This window comes from Dialister sp. (assembly GCF_036343215.1).
Taxonomy (GTDB): Bacteria; Bacillota; Negativicutes; order Veillonellales; family Dialisteraceae; genus Dialister.
Map to the genome: position 1 here is coordinate 1 of NZ_JAZASU010000228.1, position 1,088 is coordinate 1,088.

Sequence of the window (1,088 nt, forward strand, 5' to 3'; positions counted from 1 at the left end):
GAAAATGCCTTCATTCATGGCACAAAGGAAAACTACCGGAAATTCCAGACCTTTGGCCGTGTGAATGGTCATAAGCTTGACCCGGTCTTCCCCCGGGGCACGGTCCATATTGGAGAAAAGGGCGGCATGTTCCAGATAATCGGAAATAGAAGTCTCTTCTCCGGCGGAAGCTTCGTATTCGAAAATGGACTGTTTCAGTTCCGCCAGATTGTCCAGCCGCTCCTGGCTTCCTTCGGTGCGAAGCATCCGCTCATATCCGCTTTCGTCGAGAATGGCAGAGAGCACCTCGGATACCGGCTTTCCTGCGCTGTCCTTTATGAAATATTCGATGAGCTCGATGAAATCTCCTGCTTTTGTGCGTTTGAAGATGGGATCTTCTATATATTTCCTCATCGTTTCATAGAGGGTGAGATTTTCTTCTTCTGCTTTTTTCTGGAGAAATTCCATGCGCCGGATGCCGATATTCCGCTTCGGCTGGTTTACAATGCGGCGGAAGGCCATATCGTCTTTATAGGCAATCATCCTGAGGTAGCAGAGGGCATCCTTGATTTCCATACGGTCAAAGAACTGGGTACCGCTATAGATGGTATAGGGTATTTCTGCCTTGAGCAGCGCTTCTTCCAGATTCCTCGTCACATAATGGGCCCGGTATAGGAGGGCGATTTCTCCATAATCGGTCCCTGCTTCATGAAGTTTTTTGATTTCTTCTGCAATTTTTTTCGCTTCTTCTCCTGCGTTGGCGGAAGGGAAACAGGTGACGGCAGGGCCTTTTTCCTTATGGGAAATAAGGTCCTTTTTGATCCGGTTTTCATTCTTGCTGATGAGGGAATTGGCGGCCGCCAGAATTTCCGGGGAAGAGCGGTAATTGTCATTCATGAAGATGGTCTTTACTTTTGGAAATTCTTTGTCAAAGTCGAGAAGGTACCTGATATTGGCGCCCCGCCAGGTGTAAATGGTCTGGTCCGGGTCTCCCACGACGAAAAGATTGTTGTGGTAGCCGCAGAGAGCTTTCATCAGTTTGTACTGGAGAGGGTCGATATCCTGAAATTCATCGATCATGATGTATTCCAGCCGTTTCTGCCACTTCA

At 48.2% G+C, this 1,088-nt stretch carries 1 protein-coding gene; it reads right to left on the reverse strand.

Translation table 11 applies throughout. The features are described 5' to 3' along the window. On the reverse strand, positions 1–1,088 hold a 1,088-nt coding region (locus VZT47_RS10605; protein ID WP_330224920.1), incomplete at both ends, for an ATP-dependent helicase.